The organism is Streptomyces sp. NPDC036815, assembly GCF_055609205.1.
The window spans coordinates 474348-491281 of record NZ_JBVJPW010000002.1 but is presented as its reverse complement, the minus strand read 5'-3'; the positions used below and the strand labels follow the sequence as shown (position 1 = coordinate 491281).

The following is a 16934-nucleotide window of genomic DNA, read 5'->3' as shown; positions in this document are numbered from 1 at the left end:
CGGGGTGGACGGGGCCGCTATCAGCCTCGCACGCGCGCGCGGGGCGTGCGCGCGCCGTGCAGGTCCCGCGCCACGGCGAGCGGGAGGCCGAGCCCCGAGGGCCCCGCACCGGACCCGCCCCGGCCGAGGGTGACGGCGAGGGAGTGCCGGACACGGTTGACGGTGAGGGTGGCGGCGGACATGGCGGCCTCCTGGGATCAAGGTCAGGATCAGGGTCAGGGTCGAGGACAGGATCAGGTCTGGGAGCCGGACCGCAGCTTGCCGAGGTCCTGCTTGACCGTGTCGATGGGGATGGCGAAGCCGAGGCCGACGCTGCCGGAGCCGGACTCGTCCGCGCCCTGGCTCCCGGCCGAACTGGGCGAGTACATCGCGGAGTTGATGCCGATGATGTTGCCGTTCATGTCGATGAGGGCGCCGCCGGAGTTGCCGGGGTTGAGCGAGGCGTCGGTCTGCAGCGCCTTGTACGTGGTCTTCGACGACCCGGTGTCGCCGTTGAACTCCTGGCCGCCGAACTCGAAGGGCCACTCGCCCCGCGGGTTCTGCTGCTCCTGGCCGTCGCCCGTGGAGACCGTGACGTCGCGGTCGAGGGCGGAGACGATGCCGCTGGTGACGGTGCCGGTGAGGCCCTCGGGGGAGCCGATGGCGACGACCTGGTCGCCGACCTTGACGTTGCCGGAGTTGCCGAGCGTCGCGGGCTTGAGACCGGAGGCGTCCTTCAGCTGGAGGAGCGCGAGGTCCTTCTTGCTGTCGGTGCCGACGACCTCGGCCTCGTACGTCTTGCCGTCGTTCGTGCGCACCTTGACCGACGTGGCGCCCGCGATCACGTGGTTGTTGGTGACGATCTCGCCGTCGCTCTTGGTGATCACACCGGAGCCGGTCGACTTGCCCTGCCCCTTGGTGGCGCTCACCTCGACGATGCTGGGGCTGACCGCCTGGGCGACCCCGGAGACGGTGCCCTGCTGGCTCGTCGGCACGACGTCCGTGGAGGTGGCCGAGGAGCCGCCGTCCCGGTCGGTGAGCGTCTGCACGGCGTACGCGGTGCCGCCGCCGACCGCGGCCGCCGCGATGGCCACGGCGGCGAGCAGCGCCGCGGGACCCCTGGCGCGGCGCCGCCGCGGGGGCACCTGCGGGGCTTCCGGCGCGTGAGCGGGCGGGGGCGGGTACGCACCGTGCGCGAACGCGCCCTGCGTACCGCCGTGCTGAACAGACGCTGCCGACTGCTGCTGGGGGTACTCGCCGCTGTGGCGGAAGGTCTCGGTCATGACTATGAGGTTGTCGGCTGTACATGAGAGACGTCTGAGTACGTCCTGAGAAGCCCGGCAGAAGTGCGTATGCCCGATATAAAGCGTGGCGGGCGAGGCGGGGGGCGGGGCGGTGGGCGGCTACGCGCAGCCGCAGGACTGCCGCACGACGAGCCGGGACGGGAACAGCTTCAGCCGCTCCCGGCGCGACCCGGCGACCCGCAGCCCGTCGTCCAGGACGAGGTCCACCGCGGCGCGGGCCATCGCGGGCCGGTCCGATGCCACCGTCGTCAGCGGCGGATCCGTGAGGCCCGCCTCCTTGACGTCGTCGAAGCCGGCCACGGCCAACTCCCCCGGCACGTCGATGCGCAGCTCCCGCGCCGCCCGCAGGATGCCGATGGCCTGGTCGTCCGTGGAGCAGAAGATCGCGGTGGGCCGGTCGGGGCGGGCGAGGAGCTCCAGGCCCACCTGGTAGGCGTCGTAGCGGTTGTACGGGGCCTCGAAGAGGCGGCCCTCGACCGGCAGACCGGCCTCCCGCATCGCGCGTCGCCAGCCCTCGACGTGGTCGGAGACGGGGTCGCCGACGGTCGGGGTGTCCGCGGTGCCGCCGACGCAGGCCACGTACGCGTGGCCGTGCTCCAGGAGGTGGCGGGTGGCGAGCTGCGCGCCGCCGACGTCGTCCGTGACGACCGCGACGTCGTCGATGGCCTCGGGCCGCTCGTGCAGGAGCACCACGCGGGCGTCCCACGCGTCGATCTCGGCGGCGGCCTGGTCGGTCAGGCCGTGGCTGACGAGGATGAGGCCGGAGACCCGCATGCCGAGGAAGGCGCGGAGGTAGTGGGTCTCGCGCTCCTCCACGTAGTCGGAGTTGCCGACGAGGACCATCTTTCCGCGCTCGGACGCCGCCTGTTCGACCGCGTGCGTCATCTCCGCGAAGAACGGCTGACGCGCGTCCGGCACGATCATGCCTATGAGGTCCGTGCGCCGGGACGCCATGGCCTGGGCGACCCGGTCGGGCCGGTAGCCCAGCTCCTTGATCGCTGCGAGTACCCGCTCGCGCGTGGCCGGGGCGACCGGCCTGGGTCCGTTGTTGATGACGTAACTGACGACCGCGGTCGAAGTACCCGCAAGTCTTGCCACGTCATCCCGAGTCACCTTGGCCACGCGCGGAGTCTACGCGGATGGAACTACCGCTGGGCAGGGCGTACGGCGGCTTCCTTCGCCGCGGACTCCGCGGCGGCCTTCGCCTTCTCCTCCTCGGCCGCGCGTTCGACCTTCTCCGGCACGACGAAGCGGTAGCCGACGTTGCGGACGGTGCCGATGAGCGACTCGTGCTCGACGCCGAGTTTCGCCCGCAGCCGCCGCACGTGGACGTCGACCGTGCGCGTACCGCCGAAGTAGTCGTATCCCCACACCTCCTGGAGCAGCTGGGCGCGGGTGAAGACCCGCCCCGGGTGCTGCGCCAGGTACTTGAGCAGCTCGAACTCCTTGAAGGTCAGGTCCAGGACCCGCCCCTTCAGCTTCGCGCTGTACGTCGCCTCGTCCACGGAGAGGTCACCGTTGCGGATCTCCATGGGGGAGTCGTCGCAGGTGATCTGCTGGCGGCCCATCGCGAGCCGCAGCCGCGCCTCGACCTCGGCGGGACCCGCCGTGTCGAGCAGCACGTCGTCGATGCCCCAGTCGGCGGTGACGGCCGCGAGGCCGCCCTCCGTCACGACGAGGACCAGCGGACAGCCGGGCCCCGTGGACCGCAGGAGCTGGCAGAGGCTGCGGACCTGCGGCAGGTCACGGCGGCCGTCGATCAGGATCACGTCGGCACCGGGGGTGTCGACGAGAGCGGGCCCCTCCGCGGGGGCGACGCGCACGTGATGAAGGAGCAGGCCGAGGGCGGGGAGCACCTCCGTCGACGGCTGGAGGGCATTGGTCAGGAGCAGCAGAGAACTCACCGCCGACCACCTGCCCGGGTCGTCCGACTGTCGTGCACGTTTCGCTCGCCCATAACGTCTGGTTCCTCCTCGGTCCCTGCGAGGACGTTTACGGCACTGCTTCGTACTTAGCTTCGCGCTGTTCACTGGGGCCCGCGCCCGGAGCCTCCGGAAAGCACGAAAGGACCCGGGGGCTGCGCTGCCCGGATCCTCTGGCAAGGAGAATAGCCCACATGAGTTCCGGTCCGGCAGGTCAAGCGGCGCGATCTTCTGTGCCTCCGATCACTCACGGTCAGGGTGGCGTTCAGCGGCGGGCAACGCTTCGTACACGTGACGGAGTGGCCATCGAGGCCGCGTACGACCCCGGGCCCGACCCCGCGGGCGAGGTCGCGGTCGTCCTCGCGCACGGCTTCACGGGCGGTCTCGCCCGGCCCCACGTACGACGCATCGCGGGTGTCTTCGCCCAGCGTGCGGCCGTGATCACGTTCTCGTTCCGTGGCCACGGCGGCTCCGGCGGGCACTCCACGGTCGGCGACCGCGAGGTGCTCGATCTGGCGGCGGCCGTGGAGTGGGCGCGCTCCCTCGGGCACGCGCGCGTGGTGACCGTCGGTTTCTCGATGGGCGGCTCGGTCGTACTGCGCCACGCCGCGTTGCACAGGGGGCGCACGGAAGCGCGCACCGACGCAGTGGTCGCGGTGAGTGCTCCCGCACGCTGGTACTACCGGGGGACGGCGCCGATGCGGCGGCTGCACTGGGTGGTCACCCGGCGCGCGGGCCGTACGGTCGGCCGTCTCGGTCTGCGGACGCGAATCCACCCGCACGAGTGGGACCCCGTCCCCCTCTCCCCGGTCGAGTCCGTCCCGCTCATTGCCCCGACACCGCTGCTCATCGTCCACGGCGACCGGGACCCGTACTTTCCGGTCGATCACCCGCGGATGCTCGTGGCCGCCGCCGAGGGCGGGGCCGAGCTCTGGCTCGAGGAGGGCATGGGGCACGCCGAGCACGCGGCCACGGACGAGCTCGTCGGACGGATCGCCTCGTGGGTCACGGCATCATGGACGTCGGCAACCGCCGACTGAAAGGGGAGTCGCATGGTGAACGGCACCATTCGTTACTGGGCCGCTGCCAAGGCGGCCGCGGGCGTCGCCGAGGAGCCGTACGCGGCGGTGACGCTCGCCGAAGCGCTGGACGCCGCCCGCGAGCGGCACCCCGGTGAACTGGTCCGGGTCCTGCAGCGCTGCTCTTTTCTCGTCGACGGCGACCCCGTCGGAACTCGCAGGCATGAGACCGTACGGCTGGCCGAGGGCGGCACGGTCGAGGTGCTCCCGCCGTTCGCAGGAGGATGAGCGCCATGTCCGATCAGCCCTATGAGGGGTACGAGGGGTACGACCCGTACGACCCGTACGCGCAGCAGCGGTACGCCGGGCAGCAGCAGCCGTATCCGGAACAGCAACAGCAACAGCAACAGCATCAGCAGCAACAGCCGTATCCGGAGCATCAGCAGCACCAGCAGTACCCGGATCAGCAGGGGTACTACGCCCAGCCCCAGCCCCAGCCCCCGTACTACGCCGAGCCGCAGCAGCAGTACGCCCAGGACCAGTACGCCCAGGAGCACTACTCCCAGGACCAGTACACCCAGCAGTGGCAGGGACAGACCTGGGAGACGCAGGCGCAGCCGCCCGTCGCCGCGGTGGACGTGACGGAGACCGCGTACCTGCCCCCGCAGGCCACGGCGGAGGCCGCCGCCTCCGACGACGCTTCGTACGGCCCCGCCACCACCACCGGCAACCCCCGCCTCACCGACGCCCAGCGGGCCCGTGCCGAGGGACGGTCGCCGGTCATCGAGCCGGGGATGCAGCCCGCCGTGCTGACCGCGCTGCTCGGGCTGCTGCTCGCCGCGGGCGCCGCCGTCGGGCAGTACGCGCTGCTCGTGCCGCTGGTGCTGCTGCAGGCCGTGACCGCGGCCGGATGGTTCCGGCTCAACGGGATGTGGCCGGCCCGGCAGGGCATCGCGCTGGCCTTCCTCGGCGGCGTCGTCGCGGACGTCGCGCTGCTCGCCGCGGGCAAGGAGAACGGGCCCGCCGCCATCCTCGGCACCCTCGGCGTGTGGGTGCTGCTCGTGCTCGTGCTGCAGCTCCGCAGCCGCGCGGGCGCCGACGAGCGGATGTACGGGCTGATGGCGACCGTGGCCTCGTCCGCGCTCGCGATCGTCGCCGCCGGACACCTCGCGGCCGCCTCCGACGCCGTCACCGTGGGCGCCATCGCGGTCGCCGCGGCGATCCTGGCCCGCGCGCTGCCGCTGCCCACGGCCGCCTCCGTCGTCGTCGCGCTGCTCGCGGCGGCCGGTGCCGGGATCGCCGTCGGCGGCACCACGGACTACGGCAGCCAGGGCGCGCTGCTCGGCCTCGGCGCCGGGGTCTGCGCGCTGATCGGACACCGCGTCGCCAGTTACGACTACCCGTCCCGCTTCGTGCACATGACGGCGGGCGTCGCGCTGCCGCTCGCGGCCGCCGCCCCGGTCGTCTACGTGCTCGGCCGCGCCATCGGCTGAGCCCCGCACACCGCCGCAGGCGATCGTCACAGCTGATCGACAGGTCCCCCGCCGAACCCTTCGGCCGGGGAGCTGTCCTTTAGGCTCGCCGGAACGACAGTTGAGACGGGGGACAAGGTGGGGGAACACCGGACATGAGCAAGCGAGCCGTACGCATACTCCTGATCGTCGTCGTCATCCTCGGAGGGCTCTTCGTGGCGGCCGACCGGCTTGCCGTGAACTTCGCCGAGGGCGAGGCGGCGGAGAAGATGCGCACCAGCGAGGGGCTGAGCGAGACGCCCGACGTCTCCATCAAGGGCTTCCCCTTCCTCACCCAGGTCGTGGGCGGTGAACTCGACGACGTGGAGGTCGGGATCAAGAACTACGACGCCAAGTCGGGCTCCGACTCCATCCGCATCGCCGACCTCACGGCCCACATGAAGGGCGTGGAGTTCTCCGGCGACTACAGCTCGGCGACCGCCGCGACCGCCACGGGCACGGCGCACGTCTCGTACGACGAGCTCCTGAAGGCCAGCAAGTCCGAGCCGGTCGAGCTGCCGCTCGGCGCCACCGGCAAGGTCGTCGGCCTCTCCGACGGCGGCAACGGCAAGATCAAGGTCGAGGTCGAGGTCAGCAAGGGCGGCGCGAAGCTGCCGAAGCCCGTGCACGTGCTCAGCTCGGTCCGGGTCGAGGGCGACGACATCAAGGTCCACGCCGACGAGATCCCCAAGAGCCTGGACGTCCTCGGCGTCGCCATTCCGCTCCCCGAGGGCATGGTCCGCGACGTCACCGACTTCAACCAGAAGATCGACGACCTGCCGGCCGGCATCGAGCTGGAGAAGGTCGAGGCGGCACCGGACGGCGTGGACATGTCCGTGACCGGGTCGAACGTGCGGCTGGCGGGCTGACACCGGCGCCCTGGGAGCCGCGTCCGCAGTACGAGACGCGGTCGTCCGGCGGGCGGATGTGACGGGGGCTACACCGGCCCGGGGCCCCGCCGGGGCGGCTCCGGGGTTCAACGATTCCCACATCGTGGACGATCGTGTCTCACCATGCGGAGCGCCGGTGACACGGCCGCCCCTCCGTCCCTACGATCGGACGCATGCAACGACAGGCGGACCTCACGAAGCGGCGGGCAGTCGACCTGTGCCGCGTCGCCGCCATGCTCTGTCGCACCTTCTAGCGAGGGCCGCAACCCTCGTTTCCCAGGCCTGTCCGACGCCCATCCGGCGGGCCGCCCCCGCGCCGTACGTACGCCACCCGTGCCTCCCCGCACCACCGGCCCGTACCGGCCGCCCCCTCGTGCACCGCAGCACAGCACCGCACCGCCGTAACTGCCCCGGAGGAGAGACACATGAGCCGCAGCGACGTCCTGGTAGACGCCGACTGGGTCGAGGCCCACATCGAGGACCCGAAGGTCGTCATCGTCGAGGTCGACGAGGACACCTCCGCGTACGACAAGAACCACATCAAGAACGCGATCCGCATCGACTGGACCAAGGACCTCCAGGACCCGGTCCGCCGTGACTTCATCGACCAGGAGGGCTTCGAGAAGCTCCTCTCGAAGAAGGGCATCGCGAACGACTCGACCGTGGTCCTCTACGGCGGCAACAACAACTGGTTCGCCTCCTACGCCTTCTGGTACTTCAAGCTCTACGGCCACCAGGACGTGAAGCTCCTCGACGGCGGCCGCAAGAAGTGGGAGCTCGACTCCCGCGACCTGGTCGACGGCGCGCAGGTCCCCAACCGTCCCGCCACGGACTACAAGGCCAAGCCGCAGGACACCTCGATCCGCGCCTTCCGCGACGACGTCGTCAAGGCGATCGGCGCGCAGAACCTGGTCGACGTGCGCTCGCCCGACGAGTTCAGCGGCAAGCTGCTCGCCCCGGCCCACCTCCCGCAGGAGCAGTCGCAGCGCCCCGGCCACGTGCCGAGCGCCCGCAACATCCCGTGGTCGAAGAACGCCAACGACGACGGCACGTTCAAGTCGGACGACGAGCTCAAGGCCCTCTACGAGGACGAGCAGGTCGACCTGTCGAAGGACACCATCGCCTACTGCCGCATCGGTGAGCGTTCGGCCCTGACCTGGTTCGTCCTGCACGAGCTGCTCGGCCAGACCAACGTCAAGAACTACGACGGCTCGTGGACCGAGTACGGCTCCCTCGTCGGCGTGCCGATCGAGCTCGGCGCCAACAAGTAGATCCCCCGACCTACCTTCCCCCTCAGGAGTACCCATGTGTGGAGCAAAGGCCGGCGGCCCCGACGCTTCGACGATCAAGCCCGGTGAGACGACGATCCAGGGCCAGGTGACCCGCGACGGCGAGCCCGTCACCGGTTACGTGCGCCTGCTCGACTCGACCGGCGAGTTCACCGCCGAGGTCCCCACCTCGGCCACCGGACAGTTCCGCTTCTACGCCGCCGAGGGCACGTGGACCGTCCGGGCGCTGATCCCCGGCGGCACGGCGGACCGTACGGTCGTCGCCCGGACGGGCGGTCTGGCGGAGGTCGCGATCGCGGTCTGACCGCGCGCCGCGGTGTCACCCACCGCGCCGAGAACGGCTGAAGGGCCGCACCCCAGGGGGTTGGACGCCACTGGAACGGGGTGCGGCCCTTCGGCTACGGCTGCCGCCTGCGCTTGCCGTCCAGCTCGTCCCACCACTCGTCGGACTTCCGGTCCCCGCTGGGGTCGTCCCACCAGCGGTCGTCGGGCCCGCGCCGGTTCGCCGTCATCGCGGCGAGCGGCGGGATCACCATCGCCACGACACACATCCCGACGGCCACGGGCATCGACCAGAGCCGCACGACACCCCAGGCCAGAACGAAGAGACCGACGCAGGTCCCCATCATGGCGAAGTACAGGCGGCGCCTTCGCGCGTACATACACCCAGCGTACGTCGCGAGGGACCTCACAGAGAGGGACGGGCGCCGCCCGACTACAGTGGGACCGGCTCTGATACCTGCCCCCACCGCTCACCGAGGAGCACCCCGTGCTTGAGGCCTTCTTCTCCGCCCTGCTGGTTCTCGTCTGCGTCGGCGTTCTCGCCTTCGCCGGACTGACCGTGAAGAAGCTGTACCAGGGCCAGCGCTGACCCCCACCCCCTCCTCCACAGATCGCCTGAGCTTCCCATGATCGAGATTCCGTCCGACCTGAACCCCGACCTCGTCCCCCTCGCCTTCCTCCTCGGCAACTGGGCCGGCGCGGGTGTCACCGACTTCCCCGGCGCCGAGAAGGCGAACTTCGGCCAGGAGGTCTCCTTCACGCACGACGGGCGCGACTTCATCGAGTACCGCTCGTACACCTGGGTGCTCGACGCCGAGGGCAACAAGGTCAAGCCCCTGGAGTCCGAGTCCGGCTTCTGGCGGATCGACAAGGACCGCAAGGTCGAGGTCGTGATGGTCCGCGACGACGGCGTCGTCGAGGTCTGGTACGGCGAGCTCGCCGACAAGAAGCCGCAGATCGACCTGGCCACGGACGCCGTCGCGCGCACCGCGGCCTCCGGCCCGTACACCGGCGGCAAGCGCCTCTACGGCTACGTGAAGGGCGACCTGATGTGGGTCGGCGAAAAGCAGACCCCCGAGGTCCCGCTGCGGCCCTACATGTCGGCCCAGCTGAAGAAGGTCGTCACCCCCGAAGAGGTCGCCGACATGGCCCGCAACCTCGGCGACCTCCCCGACGACGGCATCGCCTTCTTCAAGTAGACCCGGACACCAGGCCCTAGACTTCTGGTGTGGCGAGCACCGACTCCGACTGGAAGAGCGACCTGCGTCAGCGCGGCTACCGGCTGACGCCGCAGCGTCAGCTTGTCCTCGAAGCCGTCGACGCCCTGGAACACGCGACCCCCGACGACATCCTCTGCGAAGTGCGCAGGACGGCGTCGGGGGTCAACATCTCCACCGTCTACCGCACCCTGGAGCTCCTCGAGGAGCTGGGCCTGGTCAGCCACGCCCACCTGGGGCACGGCGCGCCGACGTACCACCTCGCGGACCGCCACCACCACATCCACCTGGTCTGCCGGGACTGCACGGACGTCATCGAGGCGGACACCTCCGTCGCGGCGGAGTTCACCGCCAAGCTGCGCGACACCTTCGGCTTCGACACCGACCTGAAGCACTTCGCGATCTTCGGGCAGTGCGGGAAGTGCCGGGGCGCGGAATAAGCGCGGCGGCGGCCGGGTCGTAGTCTGTGTGAACATGAAGAGCCCCCTGTTGTCCCTGCCCGGCGCCGTCCCCGCCGAGGGCGTGGACGAAGGCGTAGCCGCCCACTACGGAGAACTGTTCCGCGAGCAGCGCGCCCTCGCCGACGGCACCGGTTTCGTCGACCTCTCGCACCGGGGCGTGATCGCCGTCAGCGGCTCCGACCGGCTGAGCTGGCTGCACCTGCTGATCACCCAGCACGTCAGCGAGCTGCCGGCCGGCCAAGCCACCGAGGCGCTGATCCTCTCCGCCAACGGCCACATCGAGCACGCCCTGTACCTCGTCGACGACGGCGAGACCGTCTGGGCGCACGTCGAGCCCGGCACCCAGGACGCCCTCATCGCGTACCTGGAGAGCATGAAGTTCTTCTACCGCGTCGAGGTCGAGGACCGCACGGACGCGTTCGCCGTCGTCCACCTGCCGGCCGGCTCCATCGCCGCCGTCCCGGACGGCGTCGTCGTACGCGAGACCCCGCACGGCCGCGACCTGTTCCTGCCCCGCACGGACCTGGCGTCGTACGCCGCCGAGAACGGCCCCGCGGCCGGGCTCCTGGCGTACGAGGCGCTGCGGGTGGAGTCCCACCGGCCGCGCCTCGGCTTCGAGACCGACCACCGCACCATCCCGCACGAGCTGGGCTGGATCGGCACCGCCGTGCACCTGCAGAAGGGCTGCTACCGCGGGCAGGAGACCGTCGCCCGCGTCCACAACCTGGGGAAGCCGCCGCGCCGCCTGGTCTTCCTGCACCTGGACGGCAGCGAGGTGCACCTGCCCGCCGCCGGTACGCCGCTGCACCTCGCGAGCGAGGGCCTCGAAGGGCGGAAGCTGGGGTTCATCACCACGGCCGTACGCCACCACGAACTCGGCCCGATCGCCCTGGCCCTCGTCAAGCGCAACGTGCCCCTGGACGCGCGGCTGATCGCGGGCGACACGGCCGCCGCGCAGGAGGTCGTGGTCGAGCCGTAGGCGTCCGTGCCCCGTCCCCGGTCGGGCGGTCACATCTCCAGGAGCACCGTGAACGGGCCGTCGTTCGTCAGGCCCACCCGCATCTGCGCCCCGAAGCGGCCCGTCGCCACCGTCGCCCCCAGCGCGCGGAGCTGGGCCACGACCTCCTCGACCAGGGGTTCGGCCACGTCACCGGGGGCCGCCGCGTTCCACGTGGGGCGGCGGCCCTTGCGGGCGTCCCCGTAGAGCGTGAACTGGCTGATGACCAGGAGCGGCGCGTCGATGTCGCTGCACGACCTCTCCTCGGCCAGCATCCGCAACGACCACAGCTTGCGGGCCAGTTGGGCCGCCTTCTCCTTGGTGTCGTCGTGCGTGACGCCCACCAGGACGCACAGTCCCTCGCCGCTGATCTCGCCGACGGTCTCGCCGTCGACGACCACGCTCGCCCCGTCGACCCTCTGCACCACTACTCGCATACGGTCATCATGCCGTGCCGCACAGGGCGCTCGGGACGGCGGTCCGATCCCCCCATCCGGGGTCGATTCCGGGCACTCGCTCCCATAGCGGCCACTTGGGGTGGCACCATGCTCACACGCGGTGCACCCGCGTCGGCCGGTCGAGGGGACGGGTAGAGCCACATGAGCACACCAAGCACGGGGCAGTCGCCGGGCCGCGTCTCCCTGCGGCGTCCGCAGGTTCCGCGGCCACCCACGCAGCGCACGGGCGGCAGCCGACTGCTGCCCGAGGTGCCCGAGCACGACCTGGCCGCGCTGCGCCTGCCCGAACTCCGTGAGCTGCGCAGGTCGGCGCAGCAGGACGAGGCCGACCTCAGCTATCTGCGACGGCTCCTCCAGGGCCGCATCGACATCCTGCGGGCCGAGCTCGCGCACCGCGGCGACCAGCGGCAGCAGGCGCCCCGCCCGGCGGGGACGGTCGTGAGCCGGCTCCCGGAGATCCTCACGGACGCCCCGGCCCGCCACCGCTCCTCGGCCCGGCACGTCACGCTCGGCACGCCGCTCGGCGAGGAGTACCGCCTGCTCGCCACGGAGATGCTCGCCGAGGTCGAGCTCTCCGACCTGGCGGCGCGCACGGACGACGAGCTGCACGCGGCGATGGGCCGCCTCGTCCGGCACGAACAGCAGGTGTCGCGCAGGCGCCAGCTGCTGCAGCGGACGGCGGACGACTGCAGCGCGGAGATCGCCCGCAGGTACCGGGTCGGCGAGGCACAGGTGGACGACCTGCTGGCGTGAGCGGGGCGGCCGTGGCGTGCGGGAGGGGAAACTCCGGTGCGGCGCGGGCGGTGCGCTGCCTAGCGTGGGGCGCATGAGCGATGTCGACATAAGAGCGGTCCTCGACGCCGAGTTGCCCGGCTGGCTGCGGGCGCTGCACGCCGGGTTCCTGAAGCCCTTCGCCACCCTGTCGGACGAGACCGTCGGCCACCTGCGGTCCCGCACCGCCCCGTCCCGCACCCTCGGGGCCTACGACGGCGACCGCTGCGTGGGTACCTACCGCTCCTTCCGGCAGGAGGTCACCGCGGTGGGCGGCGCCCCCGTGGTGGCCAACGCGGTCTCGGGGGTGACCGTGGCGCCCACCCACCGCCGCCGGGGCATCCTCAGCCGGATGATGGACGGAGACCTCGCCGCGGCGAGGGAGCGCGGCGACGTGCTCGCCACCCTCAACGCCAGCCAGTACCCGATCTACGGCCGGTTCGGCTTCGGCCCCGCGACCTGGGCGACCGCGTGGACGATCGACGTGCCGCGCGCCGGTCTCGACCCGCGCTGGTCGGGTCCCGAGGAGTCCGGCGCCCGTATCGACCTCGTCGACGGCGAGGACGTGCGCAAGCACGGACCGGAGCTGTACGAGCGGTTCCGGGCCGCCCGGCACGGTGCGATCGACCGCGCCGAGGAGTGGTGGCTGCGCAACACCGGGCTGCAGGCCACCCGCGAAAACCCGTGGGAGGAGCCGTTCTACGCCCTCTACCGCGCGCCCTCGGGCCGCGTCGACGGACTCGTCGCGTACCGGGCGACGAGCGGGGTGACGGGGGAGTCACGGCAGCCGGAGAACAAGGTGACGGTGCTCGGCATGACCGCCGTCACCCCCGCCGCCGAACGCGCCCTGTGGCACTTCCTCTGCGCCATCGACCGGGTCACCGAGGTCGAGACCGGCTGGCTGGCCCCCGACGACCTGCTCCCGCAGCTCCTGCCCGACCCCCGGGCGGCCAGGGTGACCCGGCACGCGGACTGGCTCTGGGTGCGGATCCTGGACGTGGTGCGGGCCCTTGAGGCGCGTACGTACGGCGGGGCGGGGACCCTCGTCGTGGAGGTCGTCGACGGGGCCGGGCTCTCCGGTGGGCGCTTCGCGCTGGAGGTGGCGCCGGGCGAGGGGGCGGGGGCGGCGGCGACCTGCTGCCCGACCGTGGCGGAGCCGGAACTCACCCTGGGCATCGCCGAGTTGAGCCAGCTCTGGCTCGGGGACGCGTCCGTGGCGCGGCTCGTGGATCTGGGCCGGGTGGTGGAGGAGCGGCCGGGTGCGGCCGCGGTGGCCGACGCCCTCTTCCGTACGTCGCGGCGCCCGTGGTGCCCGGACATGTTCTGATGACGAGCCCCGGCTCCCCCGTAGCAGGGAGCCGGGGCTCTGTTTCGCGACGACTGACCGGACTCCCGGCTCCCCTCCGGATGGGAGCCCGGCCAGCCGGACCCGTGAGTCCTGCCGGATCAGCCCGACTGGGCGAGGAGCAGGACGAGAAGGCCCGCGCCCAAGCCGCTGAGCTTGACGTTCTGGGCCTTGATGCCGACGGTCAGCAGGACGAAGGCGATGATGCCGAGCGGGCCGTACTTCCACTGGACGAGCTGCTCGAATCCGATGGCGAGGGCGGCGACGGCGATGGCGATGAGCGGCATGACGTTCCCTCCTTCGGGATCGGGGCGGCGGACCCCGTTCAGCTGATGACCAACTGGCTGCCACCGGGTGGTGCTCCGGGGCGACGGCCGACGGCTGGTGGCCAACCCCGGGAGGGTCTGACCAGGTCGCCGAAGTTGGCTACCAACTTCAACTGAGTTATCTCCGCTGGGAGACGACTCATAACCACCTTTCCTGCAACTCCCCTAAGATGGCGCGAAGTTGTACTGTTTGGTTGTGAGCACCGACCATGCCGCCCTCAACGGGCGGAAGCGGACGCAGCGGTCCCACCAAGAGGTGGCGGACGCGCTGCGCGACCGGATCAGGTCCGGGTCGCTCCGGCCGGGGCAGCGCATGCCCACGCAGGCCGAGCTGGCCGATGAGTTCGGTGTGGAGCGCGGCGCGGTGCGCGAGGCGCTGCGTATCCTGCACCGCGAGCATTTGCTGTCCAATGTGTCCAAGGGAAGCCCCGCAACGGTCGCCGACGCGGCGGAGCGCGGTCCCGTCCACCCCGGCGAGGTGCGCCCGCAGCCGACCATGGTCGGTCTCGCCCCACGCATCGCGGCCGCCTTCGAGGCCCCGCACGTAGAGATAGACGCGCTGTGCCTGACGTCCATCTCCCTCACCATGGCCATCGGCGAACCGTTGCGGCAGATCCACGCCGGACAGCGGAAACCGGCCAAGGTCGACGTCCGGGTGCTGCTGCCGAGCCGCGACATCGACCTCGCCTTCCCGGCGCCGGTCGACAGCGGCGAGGACGGGTCGAGCCAGGTCCACCGGCGCTGGCTGGAGCAGCGCAACGCGCAGGGGCAGGTGCTGCGCCACAACCTCCTCGCGCTGCGGACCTCGCACGGCATCGACGTGTCGGTGCAGTTCCGCGCGCTGCCGTTCACCCCGCCGGTGAAGCTGTACCTGATCAACAACACCGAGGCGCTTTTCGCCTATTACACGCTCACCAAGCGTGACGAGGAGATCGGCAAGGAGTCCCTGGAGATGTACGACGCACAGGGCACACAGTCGATGCTGTTCCCGTTCAAGGAAGGGGACGGCCTGCGGGACACGACCTTCGTCGAGCAGTCCCACCTGTGGTTCAACGCGCTCTGGAACACGATCAGCCAGGACCTGGAGCTGGCGGCGGGCTGAGAGTCCCGGGAGCCGGGGCAGCTCCGCCGCCGGGCCGGTCAGCCGGCCGGGCCCGTCACCATCAGGGCGAGGACGACGGCGCCGATGGAGCTGCAGGTGGGGTTCTTCGCCTTGACTCCCACGGTCAGCAGGAGGAGACCCACGATGCCCATCGGGCCGTACTTCCACTGCACGACTTGTTCGAGGGTGACGGCGACCACGGCTGCGAGGAGGGCTAGGGCGGGCATGGTGGTGCCTCCTTCTGCCATCTTGAGTCAGTTGGCAACCAACTCTGTTGTGGTTGTCCCCACTTGGTCGGAGTGGATAAACAACTTCGCATCAACTGCCGAAAGATGGCGGCCAGTTGTATCGTCTGATGGTGACTCAGGAGAACGTGGCAGTGAACGGCAGCAGAAAACTCTCACCTCAGGACATCGCCGACACCCTCCGCGACCGCATCCGTGCGGGCCGGCTCCGGGCGGGGGAGCGCCTGCCGACGCAGGCCGAACTGGCCGAGGAGTTCGGCGTCGAACGCGGCACGGTGCGCCAGGCGATGAAGAAGCTCCAGAGCGAAGGCCTCCTGTCCAACGTCAGCAAGGGCAGCCCGCCACGGGTCGCCGCGGCACACCCCCCGGCCGCGGCGAGCGAGGGGCCGCAGCCGTCCATGGTCGCGCTCGCACCCCGCCTCGCGGCGGCCTTCGCGCAGCCGCACGTGACGATCGACGTGGTGTCCTACACCGCGGAGACGCTGATGATCGCGCTCGGGGAGCCGGTGCGGCTGATCCACGAGGGCCGGATCCGGCCGGAGGCGATCCGCGTACGGATCCTGCTGCCGAGCAGCGACATCACGCTGGCGTTCCCGGTGCCGATGGAGGACGACGGCAAGGCGGCGCGGGACCGCCTCCACGAGCGGTGGCTCACCCAGCGCAACGCGCAGGGCCAGGTGCTGCGGCACAATCTCCGTGCCCTGCGCTCCTCGCACGGCATCGACGTGGACGTGACGTTCCGCGCGCTGCCGTTCACCACGCCGGTCAAGCTGTATCTGCTGAACGGCAACGAGACGCTGCTCGCCTACTACACGTTGACCGCGAACTCCGTGGAGGTGGGGGAGAACGGCAGTAACCCCGAGGTCATGGACATCTGGGACGCCGGGGGCATCAAGGCGCCGCTCTTCTCCTTCGAGAAGGACGGCCCGGCCTCGCGCGACACCTCGTTCGTCGACGAGTCGCAGAAGTGGTTCGACGCGCTCTGGGAAACCATCACGACTGACCTGACACTCTCTTAATGACTTCCGACTCGACGCACTCCGACACAACGAGCCTCCAGCAAGGGCCGGTTGAGACCGCGTACGTACGCGCAACGATCACGCGTGCGCGCTTCGTGCTGCTCGACTTCGACGGTCCCATCTGCAGGCTCTTCGCGGGACTCTCGGCCGCCGGGATCGCGGACGAACAGATCCGCTGGCTCGCGGCCCGGGGCCTGCACGGTCTGCTGACCGATGACGTGCGCGACGAGACGGACCCGTTCGCCGTCCTGCGCGCCGTCGAGCACCGCCACCCCAACAGTGACCTGGTCGCGGAGCTGGAGGAGCGGCTCACGCAGCACGAGCTGAGCGCGGTGCCGAGCGCCTGGCCCACGGAGTACGCCGACGTGGTCATCCGCACCTGGACGGCCATCGGCGCCAGGCTCGCCATCACCACCAACAACTCGGCCCGCACCGTGGACCGTTACCTGGAGTCCCGGGGCCTCACGGCCTGCTTCGCGCCGCACGTCTACGGCCGCACCGACGACCTCCACCTGCTGAAACCGCACCCGAGCGTGCTCAACAGGGCGCTGACGGCGATGGGCGCGGAGCCGTCCGCGACGGTCATGGTCGGCGACGCGCCCTCCGACTTCCTGGCGGCGCGGGACGCGGGCGTGGCGTTCCTCGGCTTCGCCCGCAACGAGCGCAAGGCGAAGTTGTTGCGGGAGGTGGGGGCGCCGGATGACTGCCTCGTGCCGTCGTGGGAGCGGGTGCTGCGGGTCATCAGGGAGTACGGGACGCCTGCCCGAGCGTGAATTCCGTCTGAAGGGTGACTTCGG

Annotated in this window: 23 protein-coding genes; 15 read left to right on the top strand and 8 right to left on the bottom strand. The window is 71.0% G+C overall.

The window, feature by feature from the left end; translation table 11 throughout:
* Window positions 1–20: 20 nt before the first annotated feature.
* From ACZ69I_RS08540 to ACZ69I_RS08525, 4 genes are all read right to left on the bottom strand, one after another.
* The gene (locus tag ACZ69I_RS08540) at window positions 21–182 is read right to left on the bottom strand and encodes a hypothetical protein (protein WP_467672936.1); all 162 of its coding nucleotides are present in this window, start codon (window positions 180–182) and stop codon (window positions 21–23) included.
* A gap of 51 nt (window positions 183–233) precedes the next feature.
* A complete protein-coding gene (locus ACZ69I_RS08535) occupies window positions 234–1262 on the bottom strand; it encodes a S1C family serine protease (RefSeq protein ID WP_467672934.1) in 1029 nt (342 codons plus the stop codon).
* 120 nt (window positions 1263–1382) lie between these two features.
* A complete protein-coding gene (locus ACZ69I_RS08530) occupies window positions 1383–2405 on the bottom strand; it encodes a LacI family DNA-binding transcriptional regulator (RefSeq protein WP_389714037.1) in 1023 nt (340 codons plus the stop codon).
* Between the two features lie 23 nt (window positions 2406–2428).
* Window positions 2429–3187, bottom strand: a complete 759-nt coding sequence (locus ACZ69I_RS08525; protein WP_467672930.1) for a response regulator transcription factor — start codon at window positions 3185–3187, stop codon at window positions 2429–2431.
* 212 nt (window positions 3188–3399) lie between these two features.
* Here ACZ69I_RS08525 and ACZ69I_RS08520 point away from each other — a divergent pair, with 212 nt between their 5' ends.
* The 7 genes from ACZ69I_RS08520 to ACZ69I_RS08490 all read left to right on the top strand — a co-directional run bounded on the left by ACZ69I_RS08520 (window position 3400) and on the right by ACZ69I_RS08490 (window position 8218).
* The gene (locus tag ACZ69I_RS08520) at window positions 3400–4245 is read left to right on the top strand and encodes an alpha/beta hydrolase (RefSeq protein ID WP_467672928.1); all 846 of its coding nucleotides are present in this window, start codon (window positions 3400–3402) and stop codon (window positions 4243–4245) included.
* Between the two features lie 12 nt (window positions 4246–4257).
* A complete protein-coding gene (locus ACZ69I_RS08515; protein WP_467672926.1) occupies window positions 4258–4512 on the top strand; it encodes a MoaD/ThiS family protein in 255 nt (84 codons plus the stop codon).
* Window positions 4513–4517: 5 nt separating this feature from the next.
* Entirely contained in the window at window positions 4518–5717 is a 1200-nt protein-coding gene (locus ACZ69I_RS08510) for a hypothetical protein (protein ID WP_470831026.1), read from the top strand.
* A gap of 134 nt (window positions 5718–5851) precedes the next feature.
* The gene (locus ACZ69I_RS08505; protein WP_467672922.1) at window positions 5852–6604 is read left to right on the top strand and encodes an LmeA family phospholipid-binding protein; all 753 of its coding nucleotides are present in this window, start codon (window positions 5852–5854) and stop codon (window positions 6602–6604) included.
* Between the two features lie 194 nt (window positions 6605–6798).
* The gene (locus tag ACZ69I_RS08500; RefSeq protein ID WP_351007875.1) at window positions 6799–6879 is read left to right on the top strand and encodes a putative leader peptide; all 81 of its coding nucleotides are present in this window, start codon (window positions 6799–6801) and stop codon (window positions 6877–6879) included.
* 171 nt (window positions 6880–7050) lie between these two features.
* Window positions 7051–7896, top strand: a complete 846-nt coding sequence (locus tag ACZ69I_RS08495) for a sulfurtransferase (RefSeq protein ID WP_467672920.1) — start codon at window positions 7051–7053, stop codon at window positions 7894–7896.
* A gap of 34 nt (window positions 7897–7930) precedes the next feature.
* The gene (locus ACZ69I_RS08490; RefSeq protein WP_062773190.1) at window positions 7931–8218 is read left to right on the top strand and encodes a DUF1416 domain-containing protein; all 288 of its coding nucleotides are present in this window, start codon (window positions 7931–7933) and stop codon (window positions 8216–8218) included.
* A gap of 94 nt (window positions 8219–8312) precedes the next feature.
* Here the strand turns inward: ACZ69I_RS08490 and ACZ69I_RS08485 are convergent, their stop codons facing one another.
* The gene (locus ACZ69I_RS08485) at window positions 8313–8576 is read right to left on the bottom strand and encodes a DUF3099 domain-containing protein (RefSeq protein WP_389714049.1); all 264 of its coding nucleotides are present in this window, start codon (window positions 8574–8576) and stop codon (window positions 8313–8315) included.
* Window positions 8577–8822: 246 nt separating this feature from the next.
* Here ACZ69I_RS08485 and ACZ69I_RS08480 point away from each other — a divergent pair, with 246 nt between their 5' ends.
* From ACZ69I_RS08480 to ygfZ, 3 genes are read left to right on the top strand one after another with little or no spacing between them, the layout of a single operon-like run.
* Window positions 8823–9395 carry a heme-binding beta-barrel domain-containing protein gene (locus ACZ69I_RS08480; RefSeq protein ID WP_355819309.1) on the top strand — a complete coding sequence of 191 codons (573 nt, stop codon included), beginning with the start codon at window positions 8823–8825 and terminating at the stop codon, window positions 9393–9395.
* 29 nt (window positions 9396–9424) lie between these two features.
* Window positions 9425–9853 (top strand): Fur family transcriptional regulator, encoded by a 429-nt coding sequence (locus ACZ69I_RS08475; RefSeq protein WP_470831025.1) that lies wholly within the window; start codon window positions 9425–9427, stop codon window positions 9851–9853.
* Window positions 9854–9887: 34 nt separating this feature from the next.
* On the top strand, window positions 9888–10853 hold the full coding sequence (gene ygfZ / locus ACZ69I_RS08470) for a CAF17-like 4Fe-4S cluster assembly/insertion protein YgfZ (protein ID WP_467672914.1): 966 nt from the start codon (window positions 9888–9890) through the stop codon (window positions 10851–10853).
* Between the two features lie 29 nt (window positions 10854–10882).
* Here ygfZ and dtd read toward each other — a convergent pair whose 3' ends face one another.
* Window positions 10883–11308 (bottom strand): D-aminoacyl-tRNA deacylase, encoded by a 426-nt coding sequence (gene dtd, locus ACZ69I_RS08465; RefSeq protein WP_470831024.1) that lies wholly within the window; start codon window positions 11306–11308, stop codon window positions 10883–10885.
* A gap of 162 nt (window positions 11309–11470) precedes the next feature.
* Here dtd and ACZ69I_RS08460 point away from each other — a divergent pair, with 162 nt between their 5' ends.
* Together ACZ69I_RS08460 and ACZ69I_RS08455 are read left to right on the top strand one after the other, a co-directional pair.
* The gene (locus ACZ69I_RS08460; protein ID WP_467672910.1) at window positions 11471–12082 is read left to right on the top strand and encodes an RsiG family protein; all 612 of its coding nucleotides are present in this window, start codon (window positions 11471–11473) and stop codon (window positions 12080–12082) included.
* Window positions 12083–12146: 64 nt separating this feature from the next.
* Entirely contained in the window at window positions 12147–13427 is a 1281-nt protein-coding gene (locus tag ACZ69I_RS08455) for a GNAT family N-acetyltransferase (protein ID WP_470831023.1), read from the top strand.
* Window positions 13428–13546: 119 nt separating this feature from the next.
* Here the strand turns inward: ACZ69I_RS08455 and ACZ69I_RS08450 are convergent, their stop codons facing one another.
* The gene (locus ACZ69I_RS08450) at window positions 13547–13732 is read right to left on the bottom strand and encodes a hypothetical protein (protein WP_470831022.1); all 186 of its coding nucleotides are present in this window, start codon (window positions 13730–13732) and stop codon (window positions 13547–13549) included.
* 235 nt (window positions 13733–13967) lie between these two features.
* On the opposite strand from ACZ69I_RS08450, the gene ACZ69I_RS08445 reads away from it, so the two are divergent.
* Window positions 13968–14873 (top strand): winged helix-turn-helix domain-containing protein, encoded by a 906-nt coding sequence (locus ACZ69I_RS08445; protein ID WP_467672904.1) that lies wholly within the window; start codon window positions 13968–13970, stop codon window positions 14871–14873.
* A 38-nt stretch (window positions 14874–14911) separates the two neighbouring features.
* On the opposite strand, the gene ACZ69I_RS08440 is transcribed toward ACZ69I_RS08445, so the two are convergent.
* Window positions 14912–15100 (bottom strand): hypothetical protein, encoded by a 189-nt coding sequence (locus ACZ69I_RS08440; RefSeq protein WP_470831021.1) that lies wholly within the window; start codon window positions 15098–15100, stop codon window positions 14912–14914.
* A 125-nt stretch (window positions 15101–15225) separates the two neighbouring features.
* Between ACZ69I_RS08440 and ACZ69I_RS08435 the strand changes: the two genes are divergently transcribed.
* On the top strand, window positions 15226–16137 hold the full coding sequence (locus ACZ69I_RS08435) for a winged helix-turn-helix domain-containing protein (protein WP_470831081.1): 912 nt from the start codon (window positions 15226–15228) through the stop codon (window positions 16135–16137).
* Window positions 16137–16910: an HAD family hydrolase gene (locus tag ACZ69I_RS08430; protein WP_470831020.1), complete on the top strand. Its 774-nt coding sequence runs from the start codon at window positions 16137–16139 to the stop codon at window positions 16908–16910. Before ACZ69I_RS08435 ends, ACZ69I_RS08430 begins: the two co-directional genes overlap by 1 nt.
* Window positions 16911–16934 lie beyond the last annotated feature (24 nt).